Genomic DNA, 14,240 nt, shown 5'->3' on the forward strand with positions numbered 1-14,240 from the left:
CGTCCGACGACCCGTAGCACGGGGGTGCCCCCGGGGGCGCACAGGCTCCCCGGGGGCACGCCGTCGAGTCGTGGTGGGCCGGTGTCAGCCGCCGAGCGCGCCGCCCGCGCCCGCCGATTCGATGTGCGTGACCATCGTGTCCGTCGAGAGGTGGATGACACCGTAGTCGTAGGCGTGCCGTCGGTAAACGACACTGGGCTCCTTCGTCTCGGAGTCGACGAAGAGGTAGAAGTCGTGCCCGACCAGCTCCATCTCGTAGAGCGCCTGGTCGAGGCTCATCGGGGCCGCCACATGGGTCTTCTCACGGACGACGAGGGGGCCGTCGCCCTTGACCTCCAGCGAGCCGATCTTCCGGACGGGCACCCCGCCGCCTTCGGGCTCCTCGTCCCGGGCGATGGTGCCGTCCCCGTTGAGATGCGCGGCGTCGGGGACCACGTCGGCGACCTCGGCCGCGGGGATGCGGCCGTTGCCGCGGCGGGTGCGCCGCTTGTCGTGCTGCTTGCGCAGCCTCGCATCGAGCTTGTCCGTCGCCAGGTCGAGTGCCGCGTACGGGTCGCTGGCCGCCGCCTCCGCCCGGATCACCGGGCCGCGGGTGCGGAGCGTGATCTCCACCCGGTCGGACCGATCGGCCTGCCGGGGGTTGGGCTCCTTGGACACCTCGACGTCGAGGCTGATCACCTTGCCGTCGAGCTTCTGGATCTTCTCCAGCTTCAGCTTCTCGGCCACGTGCTTCCGGAACCGCTCGGGCACCTCGGTCTTGCGGCCCTTGACGACGATGTCCACGCAGAACTCCGTTCCCGGATGGCCCCACCCGTTCGGCGGGGCGTCTCCCTCTTGCACCAGGCCCCGGTGATTCCCGAGGCCACGGACTCGGTGACCTTCACCTCCTCCTCCCCCGAGGACAAGATCTCCACCCACCGTCCCTGGAAGATTCTGAAAACCACAGAACCCCAGAACACAGGCACGGCATTCCGATATACGAGGTCCGGCGTCTGCCTTTCCCTCACAACCGAACATATCTCGCTCGGACGGATGGCGTCACCCTCTCTGTCGCCACACCTCCGTTCCTGCGAATTGAACCTCTCACTACCTGCAACGAAGCACCTTCCCGGTCAGTTCCGATTCATTTCGAAAGAATCCGGAGGGGCGGCCACGACGACGGCAGTCAGGTCTTTTACCCCGCCCGCGCCCGATAATGCACGAGCGGCTTCCGTCAATGACGCGCCGGTCGTCATCACATCGTCCACGATCACCACCCGCCCACTTTCCGAGAACAATGCGTCACCTCCCGTGACCACGTACAGGGCGCCGTCCAGGTTCGCCCGGCGCTCCCGCGTGCTGAGGCCCACCTGGTCCACCACGCCGCGCCGTTGCCGCAGCACGGGCACCACCTGCGCGACCCGGCCCGCCCGCCGCAGCGCCCCGGCCGCCGCCAAAGCGATGCGGCGCGTCGGATCGTGTCCCCGGGCGCGGGTCGCGGCGCGCGAGGAGGGTACGGGGACCAGGTGGATCGTCCGGGGGGCTCCCCCCACCCCCTCCCCTCCCCCCACCGCCCCCGCCAGCGCCTCGCCCAGTGGCCTCGCCAGGCCGAGGGCGCCGCGCTCCTTGTGCGCGAGCACCAACTCGCGCACCGGCCCTTCGTACGGCGCCGCCGCGTGCACCACCGGCAGCCCGGACGGCTCGGGCCGTGGACGCACCCGCTGCGGCGCCCCTCCGGTCAGCCGGACCCGGCACCGTGCGCACAGTGCCGTTCGGGGGGTGCCGCAGCCGCCGCACCCGGTCGGCAGTACCAAGTCGGTGAAGTCCTGCCAGCAGCGCCGCATGACTCCACTGTGCCAAGGGTGGGGGGAGTCGGCCACCCCTGTGGACAAGGGCCTGTGGATAACCCGGTCCGACTGCTCTGACCAGCGGATACCCACAGTGAGTCGAAGCCGCGACCCGCATCGGCGGGCAACGGTGCCGTACCGCCGGGCGGGACCCCACGGGCCACGCACCCCGCGCGCCCGCCCTCCTGCCCACCGGATCACCCGATCGGGGTCGCCCCACGCACGGGGCGCAGGGGATGCAGGGGACGCGCAGGGCGCAGGGGACGCACGGGGTCCAGGGGACGCACGAGCAGCAGGTATCCCCCGGTCACGCCGAAACGGGTCACGGCGCCAACGGTCATGGCGCCGGCGGCTCACCGAGCGCACCCGGTGCCGCCGCGCGACGGCCGCCACCCGGGCGACCACACCACCCGGGCCACCGGGCCGTCACGCGCGCACGGCCGGCCGGCCGGACCCACCGGACAGGAACCCGGACAGGGACGGGCGAGGGCGGAGTCACCCCGGGTAGACGGGCGAGCTCCCGGTCTTCAGCACCGTGCGCCAGGGCTCCCCGGGGGGCAGCCGCACGATCCCGTCGTCGGAGTGGGCGAGCAGCGGCAGCCGGTCGTCGTCGCTCGCGGCGATCTCCTGGACGCCGGTGAGCCCGGGCAGCGCCCCGCTCGCCGGGGTGGAACCGTCCGTGTGCACGTACCGGATCTGCTGCACACCACCGCTCTCCCGGCCGACCACGACCAGTCGGCTGCCGCCCGCCCAGGACATGGCCGTGACCTCCTCCAACTGGGGTGCCACCGCCCGTGGTTCCAGCACGGCGACCTCGGCGGCCCCGGGCTCGCCGCCCCCGGCACTCCCGTCGCCGCGGCCCGCCGCCGCACCGTCGTACCGGTCCCGGTCGACCCGGCCGATCCGTAGCGTCCGTTGGCCGTTCTGCTCCACGAGCAGCGCGATGCGCACCCCGTCGGCGGCGACCCGCACCGCTTCGATCCGGCTGCCCTCCATGCCCGGTATCCGGACGGTGACCGGTGCGCCCGCGCCCTGGTGCAGCAGGTAGAGCCGCGGGTTGCGCGGGTCCTTGTCGGCGACCCACAGATCACCGCGGCCGTCCCAACTCGGGGTGGTGAAACCGTCCTTCTCCGCCTTGGCCCTGCTGCGCAGCACGGGTTCGCCGAGCGAGGCCGCGGCGGCGAGCGCCCCGACGTAGAGCTCGCGGCCGTCCAGCGAGACCCCGGCGGCCCGCTCCTCGTCGCGCGACACGGCGGCCGTGCTGAGCGGCTCCTGTTCGGTGCCGAGCGGTCCCGGTACGGGTTCGGGGTCGGCGCTGGTGCTGACGCCCGGGAGGCGGACCAGCCGCTTCTTGACGTCGAGGAAGTACTGGTAGTCGGGGCGGCCGGCGGTGCGGTGCGGTGCGACGGTCTCGGCGCGGTCCGCGGTGAGGCGGCACAGCGGCGAACCGTCGGAGCGCTGGATCTCCACCTCTTCGATGCCGTTCGCGGCCCAGTCCTGGAGGGTGAAGATCAGTTGGGCGGCCATCTTGGTGCACTGCGGCTGTCCGACCCCGTTCGCGGCGGGTTCCAGCGGCACCTTGAGCGTGTTGTGGCTGTCGGGTGCCAGCGACTTGGTGCCGCTCTTGAGGCGCATGCGGCTCGGGAACTCCGAGCGGACGACCGGCGCCAGCCACTGGGTGGGCCCGTCCAGCAACAGCCGTACGGTCTGGGTGACCGGGTCCACGCGCTGGCGGACGTACACCGGGTCGGCGACGACGCGTTCCTGTCCCGGTCCCGGGGAGCCGTCGTCGGCGAAGTAGTACTTGTTGACGGGCCGGTAGATGCGCAGGAAGTCGGACTCGCCGAGGACGACACCGCGGGGCGGCCGGTCGATGCGCCACTGGTTCCCGGAGGCGCTGTCCTTGGTGAGGTGGACGGGCTGGCTGTACGTGCCGTCCGCGGGGCGGTACGCCTGCTGGGCGTCGATGGTGGCGACCCGGGTGCCGGTGAGGGTGTAGACCTGGGTGCCCTTGTTGCCCGGGCGTTCGGGGGTGGTGTGGGGGCCGTCGGCGAGCACCGACGTCGCCGTCTCGGGGCGCCACTCCTCGGACGCTTCCTTGGTGAGGTACTTGCGGGCCATCTCGAACTGCGGGTCGTCGCTGGTCAGGGACTCCAGGAAGCCCTGGACGATCTCCGCGGGTTCGGCGTTGTCGCGGGGCGGCATCGCGAAGACCCTGACCTGCGACTCGGGCAGTTGGGAGGCTTCGACGCCGCGCAGGTCGCCGTGGTCGGGCATGGAGGCGCACCCGGCGAGCAGGGCGCCGCAGCAGGCCAGGACGGTGCCGCGCCATCGGGTCCGGGCCCCTCGTGCGCCGCGACCTCGCCGTGGTCCGGGCTCAGCCACGGGCCCCCTCCCCGTTCGCCGTGTTGTCCGCGCTCACCGCACCGGCCGCACCGGCGGCGCTGGTCGCACCGGCTACGTCGTCCGCGTCGTCCAGTGCCGTGCCGTCCAGTGCCGTGCCGTCCAGCGCCGTGTCGTCCAGCGCCGTGCCGGCCGTCGCTCCGCCGTGCGCCGTTCGTGCGCGCCCACCCCCGGGCGCGGCCCCGTTCCGGGAGGTCCCGCCTCCCAGCTTCTTGTACTGAACGGCCTCGTTCCGAGGGGACTCGTTCCGAGCGGTCTCGTTCGGGACGGTGTCGCCGCGTGGCGGGTCGGTCGGGCGGGGGACGACCCGGGCGCCGTTGCTGGGGAGGGCCGCCGGGTCCACGGCCGGGCCGCAGCGCGGCGGCGGGGACGGCATGCCCGATATCCCGGCGACCCCGGATATCCCGGAGACCCCGGGCCGTTCGACGCCGGTGCCCGATCCGGTGGCGCCCTGCGCCGGTACGGTCGTCAGCATGCCCGCGGTCGGCCGGCCGCCGGTCGGGGCGCCGCCGGTCGTCGCCGCTGCGGTCGGTCCCGCGTCCCGGTTGCGTCGTGAGTCCCGGTTGCGTCGTGAGTCCTCGGGTTCCAGCGGTATCGGGGAGCCGCGCAGCGCCTCGTCGGCGGTGCGGGGCAGGGTCAACCGGAACTGGGAGCCGCCGCCGGGCTCGCCCCACGCCTGGAGCCAGCCGCCGTGCAGCCGTGCGTCCTCCAGGGCGATCGACAGGCCGAGGCCGGTTCCGCCGGTGGTGCGCGCCCGGGCCGGGTCGGCGCGCCAGAAGCGGCTGAAGACGCGGGTGGCCTCGCCGGGCTTGAGTCCGACGCCGTAGTCGCGCACGGCGACGGCGACCGCGCCGCCCGCGGTGGCGAGCCGGACCACGACGTCGCGGCCCTCGCCGTGTTCGACGGCGTTGACGACGAGGTTGCGCAGGACCCGCTCGACGCGTCGGGCGTCGGCCTCCGCGACGACGGGCTGTTGGTCGCCGACGACCCGTACCCGGGTGCCCTTGCGCTCGGCGAGGGGTTCGGCGCCGCCGACGACCCGGCGGACGACCTCGCGCAGATCTATCGGCTCGGCCTCCAGGGCCGCGGCGCCCGCGTCGAACCGGCTGATCTCCAGCAGGTCGGCGAGCAGTGCCTCGAACCGGTCGAGCTGGTCGGCGAGGAGTTCCGCGGAGCGGGCGGTGACGGGGTCGAAGTCCTCGCGGGCCTCGTGGATGACGTCGGCGGCCATCCGCACGGTGGTGAGGGGGGTGCGCAGTTCGTGGGAGACGTCGGACACGAACCGGCGCTGCATGCGGGAGAGCTCTTCCAGCTGCTGGATCTTGAGTTGGAGGTTCTGCGCCATCTTGTTGAACGCTTCGCCCAGGCGGGCGATGTCGTCCTCGCCGGTGACCTTCATGCGTTCCTGGAGGTGCCCGGCGGAGAGCCGTTCGGCGATGCCCGCGGCCATGCGGACGGGGGTGACGACCTGCCGCACGACGAGCCAGGCGATGGCGCCGAGGAGGACGACGACGAAGAGCCCGGCGGTGGCGAGGGTGCCCTTGACCAGGCTGAGGGACTTCTCCTCCTGGGTCAGCGGGAAGAGGTAGTACAGCTCGTAGCGGTCGGTCTGCGGGCTGCTGAGCTGCTTGCCGATGGCGAGGCCCGGCTGGGAGGGGCGGCCATCGTTGTAGACGATGCGGGTGTAGCTCTGCGAGGCGCCGGTGTGGTTGTCGACGCGTTCGCGCAGGGTCGCGGGGACGCTGGCTGCCGCGTCGACGTTGCCGGAGCCGCGGGGGGCGCGGGCGCTGCCGGTGCCCGTTCCGGTGCCGGTGCCGGTGCCGGCGTCGTCGTCGAGCGGCGAGAGGGTGACGACGTTGAAGGCGCCCTGTCCGCTGCTGGACAGCTGTTGGACGAGGTCGTTGAGCCAGATCGCGGCGTTCTGTCCGGGCGGCCCGTCCGGGGCGCCGCCCTCGGGGGCGGCCTCGCCGGCGGACCTGGCGCGGGAGTCGGCGTCCTGGAACCCGCCGGTGGCCTGGCTCTGGGAGGCCGTGGACTTGGCTTCGAGGAGGCCGTTGCGGACCTGGCCGATGACGACGAAGCCGAGCAGCAGCACGACGCCGAGGGACATCAGCAGGGTCGTCACGACGACCTTGAGTTGGATGTTGCGGCGCCACAGCCGCAGGGCGGGCAGCAGCGGGCGGCGCACCCAGCGGGCGAAGAGCCTCAGGACGGGGCTGCCCTGGACGCCTCCCTGGAGCAGGAGTCCGCTGTCGAGGAGCTGCCGGAGCCGGGCGCGCGGGGTGTTCCGGGCGACAGGCCGGGCGGCCCCGGCACCCGGAACACCGGGTGCCGGGGCCGAGACGGTGCTGTCGTCCCCGGGCATGTCAGCTGGGTCCGGCCTTGTAGCCGACGCCGCGCACGGTCACCACGATCTCGGGGCGCTCGGGGTCCTGCTCGACCTTGGAGCGCAGCCGCTGCACGTGGACGTTGACGAGTCGGGTGTCCGCGGCGTGCCGGTAGCCCCAGACCTGCTCCAGCAGGACCTCACGGGTGAACACCTGCCACGGCTTGCGGGCGAGCGCGACCAGCAGGTCGAACTCCAGCGGGGTCAGGGCGATGGACTGGCCGTCCCGCTTCACCGAGTGACCGGCGACGTCGATGACGAGGTCCCCGATGGCCAGCTGTTCCGGTGCGGGTTCTTCCGAGCGCCGCAGTCGGGCCCGGATCCGGGCGACGAGCTCCTTCGGCTTGAAGGGCTTGATGATGTAGTCGTCGGCGCCGGACTCCAGGCCCACGACGACGTCGACCGTGTCGCTCTTTGCTGTGAGCATGACGATCGGTACTCCGGATTCCGCCCTGATCAGACGGCACACCTCGATGCCGTCGCGGCCGGGCAGCATCAGATCGAGGAGGACCAGATCCGGCTTGGCCTCCCGGAAGGCGGCCAGCGCCTTGTCGCCGTCTGCGACGAACGACGGTTCAAAACCTTCACCACGCAGCACGATGCCGAGCATCTCGGCCAGTGCTGTGTCGTCGTCGACGACAAGGACTCGTCCCTTCATAAACGACATCATCCCATTAGCTCATCGTTACCTGGCGTGACCTGACACACAGACCGGCGCGTGCCGGTGCTGTGACGGTGGGCGACGAGGCGCCCACCTGCGCGGTGACCGGCCGGACGGCCGGTCACCGACTCTCCACGGCGGGCGGACCGTGGAGGGACGACGGGCCCCGGACCGTAACCCCGGCACCCCGTCGTCCGTCGTTCGTTCGCGGTTCACCCCCGCCGTCCGGTGCGGCGCCCGGATCTCGGGCACCGTACGGGACGAACCGCCGCTCCCGCTCCGGGAACAGCCCCGTACGGCGTGCCGGGGCGGCTCCTGGTGGTGCGGGGGGCACCGCTCGGGGAACGGCGCCCACGGGCACCGTACGAACGCCGTGAGCGGATAGCTCCCCATCGCGTCCGTCGCCGAACCGTCGGCCGGAGGGCCGGCTCGCGCCGCCGCGGACGTCCCCGTTCCGCGGCCCGTGCTGATCGGCCATCCGCCCCGTCCGTCCCTTCCCCGTCCGACAGTGAAGGTCTACCGGTCACGGGGCGTCCGGTCCACCCGGTCCGCCCGGCGGCCCGTCGTGGCACGATGGCTGCTTCACCGCCCCCGCACCCGCGGACCGCGACGAACAAGGAGCGACGATGAACGACACTCCGGGCTGGGCCTCGCCCGGATCCGCCTCCTCCGACGGCGACGACCGCGGCGCCGGGCGCCCCGGCGAGCCCGCGGACGGTCCGACGGACGCAGCGGGTCCTGCCTCGAAGTGGTCGAAGGAGCAGCCGCCCGCCGGCGACTGGTCCGCTCCGGGTACCGGCCAGGGCGGTCCGACCCAGCCCCCGCCGCCACAGGGTCAGCAGCCCGGCGCCCCCGGCTGGGGCGGCCAGGGCCCCGCGGGCCCGGGCTGGGGCGGCCCCGGACCGGGCGGCGGCCCCGGCTGGGGAGCGCCGGGTCAGCCAGGTCCCGGTTGGGGCTGGCAGGGGCGCCCGCACTTCGCGAAGCCCGGGGTGATCCCGCTGCGCCCGCTCGGCGTCGGCGAACTCCTCGACGGCACCGTCTCCACCATGCGCACCTACTGGCGCACCGTCCTCGGCATCGCGCTGACCGTCTCCGTGGTCACCCAGGTCGTGGCCGTCCTGGCTCAGGGGTACCTCCTCAACGAGATAGACACGACCGCCCTGGACGACTCCAGCGCCTCCGTCGAGGAGGTCGGCGAGGCCCTGGTGGGCGTCTTCGCCAGCCTGGGCGCGATACTCGTGATCACCCTGCTCGGCACGATCTTCGCCACCGCCCTGCTGACGATGGTCACCAGCCGCGCGGTGCTCGGCAAGCCGGTGTCCACCGCCGAAGCGTGGGCGGACGCCCGGCCCCAGCTGCCCCGCCTCTTCGGGCTGACGCTGCTGTTGCTGGTGATCCCCGTCGGCATCGTCGGCATCGGCGTGACACCCGGCATCCTCGTCTCCGTCAACGGCGGCAACGGCGTGCTGCTCGCCGTCCTCGGCGGTCTCGCCGCACTCGTCGTCGCCATCTGGATGATGATCCGCCTGTCGCTCGCCTCGCCCGCCCTCATGTTGGAGAAGCAGGGCCTCGGCAAGTCGATGGGCCGCTCCTTGAAGCTGGTGCAGGGCGCCTGGTGGCGGATCTTCGGCATCACCCTCCTCGCGGGCGTCCTCGCGAACATCCTCGCCTCGATCATCGCCATCCCGTTCACCGTCATCGCCGCGATCGTCGACGGCGGCGGCGCGTCCGGGCTCCTCAGCACCAGCGGCGGCAGCTGGACGTTCCTCATCATCAGCGGGGTGGGCGCGGTCGTCGCGTCCACGTTGACGTTCCCCGTCACCGCCGGCATCACCGTGCTCCTCTACATCGACCAGCGCATCCGTCGCGAGGGCCTCGACCTCGAACTGGCCCGCGCGGCGGGCGTACCCGACCAGGGCACCGCCACCGGCGGCCCGGCCCCGGGGCACTGACGCCCGTGGGCGCGACGGGGGGAACGCTCACCACCACGCCACCGGTGGGGGCACGGCGGGGCCTGCTCGCCGGCGACGACGCACCACCGCTGACGATCCCGCGCGACCCGGCGCGGGAAGCCGCCGAGGACGAACTGTCCAGGCCCGTGTACCAGGAACACGCCCCGAGCCTGTTCCAACGGGCCCTGGACGCGTTCCTCGACTGGATCGACGACCTGTTCGGCGCCGCTGCCGGGGCCACCCCCGGCGGCGCCGCCGGACTGGTCGTCCTGCTGCTCTTCGTCGTCGCGCTCGTCGCCGCCCTGTGGTGGCGCCTGGGCTCCCCCACCCGTACGCCCGTCACCTCGGCGCCCCTCTTCGGCGAGGTGCCGCGCAGCGCCGCCGAACACCGGGCCGCCGCCGAGGCCCACGCGGCCCGCGGCGACTGGAACCCGGCCCTCCAGGAACGGATGCGCGCCGTGGTCCGGTCCCTGGAGGAACGGGCCCTGCTCGACGCCCGGCCCGGTCGCACCGCCGACGAGGCCGCCGCCGAAGCGGGCCGCCCGCTGCCCGCCCACGCCGACCGGCTACGGGACGCCGCCCGCGCCTTCGACGACGTGACGTACGGCGCGCGCACCACCGACGGCGCCGGGTACGCACGGCTCGCGGAACTCGACACCGAACTCCAGCGCACCCGACCCGTCCTCACGGGCGCGGCCACCGCCGGCCACCCCGCCGGCCCCGACGCCGACCGGACCCGAGGGGGCGCCGCATGACCCCGACCACGCCCCCGACCGCGCCGACCGACCCGACCGACCCGCCTGCTGCCCCGGCCGGCCCGTCCACCTCGGCCTCCCTGACCGTCCGCCAGGTGTGGACGGGCTCCCGCGGACTGCTGATCGGCCTGGCGGTCCTCCTCGTCGCCGCCGTCACCATCGCCCTGGTGCGCTCCGGCGCCCAACGCGGACAGCTCGACCCCCGCTCCGCCGAACCCCTCGGCAGCCTCGCCGTCGCCGAACTCCTCGCCGACCGTGGCGTCGACACCCGGGTCGTCACCACCACCGACGAGGCGGTCGCCGCCACCGGCCCCGACACCACCCTGCTGGTGGCCGGCCCCGACCTGCTCGGCGAAGTCCAGCAGCAGCGCCTGCGCACCGCCACCGAACGCTCCGGCGGACGCACCGTCCTGGTCGCCCCCGGCCCCTCCGCCGGCACCCTCGCACCCGGCGTCACCGTCGACGTCTCCCCCAGCATCGACCGGACCCTCGACCCGCAGTGCGCCCTGCCCGCCGCCGATCGCGCGGGCAACGCCGACACCGGCGGCCACCGCTACCGCGTCACCGCCCCCGACGCCCGCACCTGCTACCCCAGCGACGGCCTGCCCACCCTGGTCAGCCTCCCGAACACCGCACCGGACGACCGGACGACGCAACCCCCCAACGGCACCGACGGCACCGACGGGACGACCGGCGCACGCAGCGCGGACACCGTCGTCATCGGCGCCCCGGACCTCCTCCACAACGACCGGCTCGACGAACACGGCAACGCCTCCCTCGCCCTGCAACTCCTCGGCTCCCGACCCCACCTGGTCTGGTACCTCCCCACGCTCTCCGACGACGCCCTCGGGGCCGGTGACCGCAGCTTCACCGACCTCGTCCCGTCCGGCTGGCGCTGGGCCACCCTCCAACTGGGCATCGCCATGGCCCTCGTCGCCCTCTGGCGGGCACGCCGACTCGGCCCCCTCGTCCCCGAACGCCTCCCCGTCGCGATCCGGGCCTCCGAAACCGCCGAAGGCCGCGCCCGTCTCTACCGCAAGGCCAACGCCCGCGACCGCGCCTCGGCCGCCCTCCGGTCCGCCACCCGCAGCCGCCTCGCACCCCTCCTCGGCGTCCCGCCCACCCTCGCGCACACCCCCGCATCCCTGCTCCCCGCGCTGTCCGCCCGGACCGACCGCACCGGAGCCACCGCACCCGACCTGCACACCCTGCTCTTCGGGCCGCCCCCGGGCGACGACGCGGCCCTCCTCACCCTCGCCGACCAACTCGACGCCCTCGAAAGAGAGGTACGCACTTCATGATGGACCCGACCACTGACAACGCCGGTACCACCGGAGATCCCCGCGACGCCCGCGCCTCCCTGGAGGCCCTGCGCACCGAGATCGCCAAGGCCGTGGTCGGTCAGGACTCCGCCGTCACCGGCCTGGTCGTCGCCCTCCTGTGCCGCGGCCACGTCCTCCTCGAAGGCGTCCCCGGCGTCGCCAAGACCCTCCTCGTCAGGGCCCTCGCCGCATCCCTGGAACTCGACACCAAACGCGTCCAGTTCACCCCCGACCTGATGCCGAGCGACATCACCGGCTCCCTCGTCTACGACGCCCGCAGCACCGAGTTCTCCTTCCAGCCCGGCCCCGTCTTCACGAACCTCCTCCTCGCCGACGAGATCAACCGCACCCCGCCGAAGACCCAGTCGGCCCTCCTCGAAGCCATGGAGGAACGCCAGGTCACCGTCGACGGCACCCCGCGCGCCCTCCCGGACCCGTTCCTCGTCGCAGCGACCCAGAACCCCGTCGAGTACGAAGGCACCTACCCCCTGCCCGAGGCCCAACTGGACCGCTTCCTGCTGAAACTGACGGTCCCGCTGCCCGAACGGCAGGACGAGATCGACGTCCTGCGCCGCCACGCCGCCGGCTTCAACCCGCGCGACCTGCACGCCGCCGGCGTACGCCCCGTCGCCGACGCCGCCGCGCTGGAAACCGCCCGTGACGCCGTCGCCAAGACCTCCGTCTCCCCGGAGATCGCGGCCTACGTCGTCGACATCTGCCGCGCCACCCGCGACTCGCCGTCCCTGACCCTCGGGGCCTCCCCCCGCGGCGCCACCGCCCTCCTGTCGACGGCCCGCGCCTGGGCCTGGCTCACCGGCCGCGACTACGTCACCCCCGACGACGTGAAGGCCCTGGCCCTGCCCACCCTGCGGCACCGGGTGCAGTTGCGTCCCGAAGCGGAGATGGAGGGCGTGACCGCGGACTCCGTCATCACCTCGATCCTCGCCCACGTCCCCGTACCCCGCTGAACCGAGGACCCATGGCCTTCACCGGACGCGCCGCCCTGCTGGCGGCCCTCGGCACCCTGCCCGTCGGCCTCTGGGACCCGAGCTGGACGGGCGTCCTCGCCGTCAACACCCCCCTGGCGCTCGCCTGCGCCTGCGACTTCGCGCTCGCCGCCCCCGTGCGCCGCCTGGGGCTGACGCGCTCCGGGGACACCTCCGTGCGCCTCGGCGACCCCGCGGAGGTCACTCTGACCGTCACCAACCCCGGCGGACGCCCGCTGCGCGCCCGGCTCCGCGACGCCTGGCCCCCGAGCACCTGGCGACCGGGCACCGAAACCGACGCGTCCCGGCACCGGCTCACCGTGCCGCCCGGCGAACGCCGCCGCGTCACCACCCGGTTGCTCCCCACCCGCCGCGGTGACCGCCGGGCCGACCGCGTCACCATCCGCTCCTACGGCCCCCTCGGCCTGTTCGCCCGCCAGGGCTCCCACGAGGTGCCCTGGACGGTACGGGTGCTGCCGCCGTTCCACAGCCGCAAGCACCTGCCGTCCAAACTGGCCCGACTCCGCGAACTGGACGGCCGCACCAGTGTGCTGACCCGCGGTGAGGGCACCGAGTTCGACAGCCTCCGCGAGTACGTGCCCGGTGACGACACCCGCTCCATCGACTGGCGGGCGACCGCACAGAACTCCTCCGTCGCCGTCCGTACCTGGCGTCCCGAACGCGACCGCCACATCCTGCTGGTCCTCGACACCGGACGCACCTCGGCGGGCCGCGTGGGCGACGCCCCCCGCCTGGACGCCTCCATGGACGCGGCACTGCTCCTCGCCGCCCTCGCGTCCCGCGCGGGTGACCGCGTCGACCTGCTCGCCCACGACCGCCGGGTGCGCGCCCTCGTGCAGGGCAAGACCGGCGGGAAGCTGCTGCCGGCCCTGGTGAACGCCATGGCCACCCTGGAGCCGGAACTCGTCGAGACGGACGCACGGGGCCTGACCGCGACCGCGTTGCGCTGCGCACCGCGACGCTCGCTGATCGTGCTGCTGACGGGCCTGGACGCGGCACCGATCGAGGAGGGCCTGCTCCCGCTCCTCCCCCAACTCACCCGACGGCACACCGTCGTGCTGGCCGCCGTGGCGGACCCGCACATCGCGGCCATGGCGAAGGCCCGGGGGACGGTCGACGCGGTGTACGAGGCGGCTGCGGCGGCGCAGGCCCAGGAGGAACGGCGACGGACGGCCGAACGCCTGGGCCGTCACGGTGTGACCGTCGTCGACGCGACCCCCGACGCCCTGGCCCCCGCGCTGGCGGACGCCTATCTGGCCCTGAAGGCAGCCGGCCGCCTCTGAGCTTGGAGGTCGCTCAGTCGAGGCAGAACTCGTTGCCCTCGACGTCCTGCATCAGGATGCACGAATCGGTGCCGTCGTACAGGAGTTGCAGGCGCACCGCACCGAGCGGGAGCAGTCGCGCGCACTCGGCTTCGAGCGCGGCGAGGCGTTCCTCGCCCACGAGCCCGGTGCCGACCCGCACATCGAGGTGCACCCGGTTCTTGACGACCTTGCCCTCGGGAACACGCTGGAAGAAGAGCCGCGGCCCCACACCCGAGGGATCACCACAGGCGAACCACTCACCCTGATCGTCAGGAAACTGGGAACGGTTGAAGTCGCCCCATGTGGCGAACCCCGTCGGCGGCACTACGACGTACCCCAGTACCTCGCACCAGAAGCGGGCGACGCGTTCGGGGTCCGCGCAGTCGAAGGTGACCTGGAACTGTTTGATGGCTGACACAGGCGCACCCTAACAGGGGGCCCTCCAACAGGGCCCGGAAGGCCCGGAACGCAAAAAGAGCTGCGGGCCCCGGAGGAATCAACCTCCAGAGCCCACAGCTCTCTTATTCACAATTTGTTCGGCGGCGTCCTACTCTCCCACAGGGTCCCCCCTGCAGTACCATCGGCGCTGTGAGGCTTAGCTTCCGGGTTCGGAATGTAACCGGG

At 73.3% G+C, this 14,240-nt stretch carries 11 protein-coding genes and 1 rRNA gene; 5 read left to right on the plus strand and 7 right to left on the minus strand.

All coding sequences use genetic code 11. The features are described 5' to 3' along the window. Positions 1 to 84: 84 nt before the first annotated feature. The 5 genes from hpf to mtrA all read right to left on the minus strand — a co-directional run bounded on the left by hpf (position 85) and on the right by mtrA (position 7,285). On the minus strand, positions 85 to 783 hold the full coding sequence (hpf, locus tag ACFYOU_RS08585; RefSeq protein ID WP_389762226.1) for a ribosome hibernation-promoting factor, HPF/YfiA family: 699 nt from the start codon (positions 781 to 783) through the stop codon (positions 85 to 87). Between the two features lie 329 nt (positions 784 to 1,112). Further along, positions 1,113 to 1,823, minus strand: coding sequence for a ComF family protein (locus ACFYOU_RS08590; protein WP_389762224.1), 711 nt, complete (start codon positions 1,821 to 1,823; stop codon positions 1,113 to 1,115). A 498-nt stretch (positions 1,824 to 2,321) separates the two neighbouring features. Then, positions 2,322 to 4,103: an LpqB family beta-propeller domain-containing protein gene (locus ACFYOU_RS08595; RefSeq protein ID WP_391304237.1), complete on the minus strand. Its 1,782-nt coding sequence runs from the start codon at positions 4,101 to 4,103 to the stop codon at positions 2,322 to 2,324. Between the two features lie 100 nt (positions 4,104 to 4,203). Beyond that, complete coding sequence (mtrB, locus tag ACFYOU_RS08600; RefSeq protein ID WP_391304197.1) at positions 4,204 to 6,594, minus strand: MtrAB system histidine kinase MtrB; 2,391 nt, start codon at positions 6,592 to 6,594, stop codon at positions 4,204 to 4,206. 1 nt (position 6,595) lies between these two features. Beyond that, on the minus strand, positions 6,596 to 7,285 hold the full coding sequence (gene mtrA / locus ACFYOU_RS08605) for a two-component system response regulator MtrA (RefSeq protein ID WP_385486775.1): 690 nt from the start codon (positions 7,283 to 7,285) through the stop codon (positions 6,596 to 6,598). A gap of 617 nt (positions 7,286 to 7,902) precedes the next feature. On the opposite strand from mtrA, the gene ACFYOU_RS08610 reads away from it, so the two are divergent. The 5 genes from ACFYOU_RS08610 to ACFYOU_RS08630 are packed head-to-tail and all read left to right on the plus strand — an operon-like array spanning position 7,903 to position 13,595. Beyond that, positions 7,903 to 9,228: a hypothetical protein gene (locus tag ACFYOU_RS08610; protein WP_391304198.1), complete on the plus strand. Its 1,326-nt coding sequence runs from the start codon at positions 7,903 to 7,905 to the stop codon at positions 9,226 to 9,228. Between the two features lie 5 nt (positions 9,229 to 9,233). Beyond that, the gene (locus tag ACFYOU_RS08615; RefSeq protein ID WP_391304199.1) at positions 9,234 to 9,983 is read left to right on the plus strand and encodes a DUF4129 domain-containing protein; all 750 of its coding nucleotides are present in this window, start codon (positions 9,234 to 9,236) and stop codon (positions 9,981 to 9,983) included. Then, a complete protein-coding gene (locus tag ACFYOU_RS08620) occupies positions 9,980 to 11,284 on the plus strand; it encodes a DUF4350 domain-containing protein (RefSeq protein WP_391304200.1) in 1,305 nt (434 codons plus the stop codon). Before ACFYOU_RS08615 ends, ACFYOU_RS08620 begins: the two co-directional genes overlap by 4 nt. Further along, positions 11,284 to 12,273 (plus strand): AAA family ATPase, encoded by a 990-nt coding sequence (locus ACFYOU_RS08625; RefSeq protein ID WP_391304201.1) that lies wholly within the window; start codon positions 11,284 to 11,286, stop codon positions 12,271 to 12,273. Before ACFYOU_RS08620 ends, ACFYOU_RS08625 begins: the two co-directional genes overlap by 1 nt. 11 nt (positions 12,274 to 12,284) lie before the next feature. Beyond that, on the plus strand, positions 12,285 to 13,595 hold the full coding sequence (locus tag ACFYOU_RS08630) for a DUF58 domain-containing protein (protein ID WP_391304202.1): 1,311 nt from the start codon (positions 12,285 to 12,287) through the stop codon (positions 13,593 to 13,595). A gap of 13 nt (positions 13,596 to 13,608) precedes the next feature. On the opposite strand, the gene ACFYOU_RS08635 is transcribed toward ACFYOU_RS08630, so the two are convergent. Both ACFYOU_RS08635 and rrf read right to left on the minus strand, forming a co-directional pair. Continuing rightward, on the minus strand, positions 13,609 to 14,034 hold the full coding sequence (locus ACFYOU_RS08635) for a VOC family protein (protein ID WP_391304203.1): 426 nt from the start codon (positions 14,032 to 14,034) through the stop codon (positions 13,609 to 13,611). A 116-nt stretch (positions 14,035 to 14,150) separates the two neighbouring features. Continuing rightward, a 5S ribosomal RNA gene (gene rrf, locus ACFYOU_RS08640) occupies positions 14,151 to 14,240 on the minus strand; the annotation flags it as partial.

Source organism: Streptomyces sp. NPDC005955, from assembly GCF_042871255.1.
Lineage (GTDB): Bacteria > Actinomycetota > Actinomycetes > Streptomycetales > Streptomycetaceae > Streptomyces.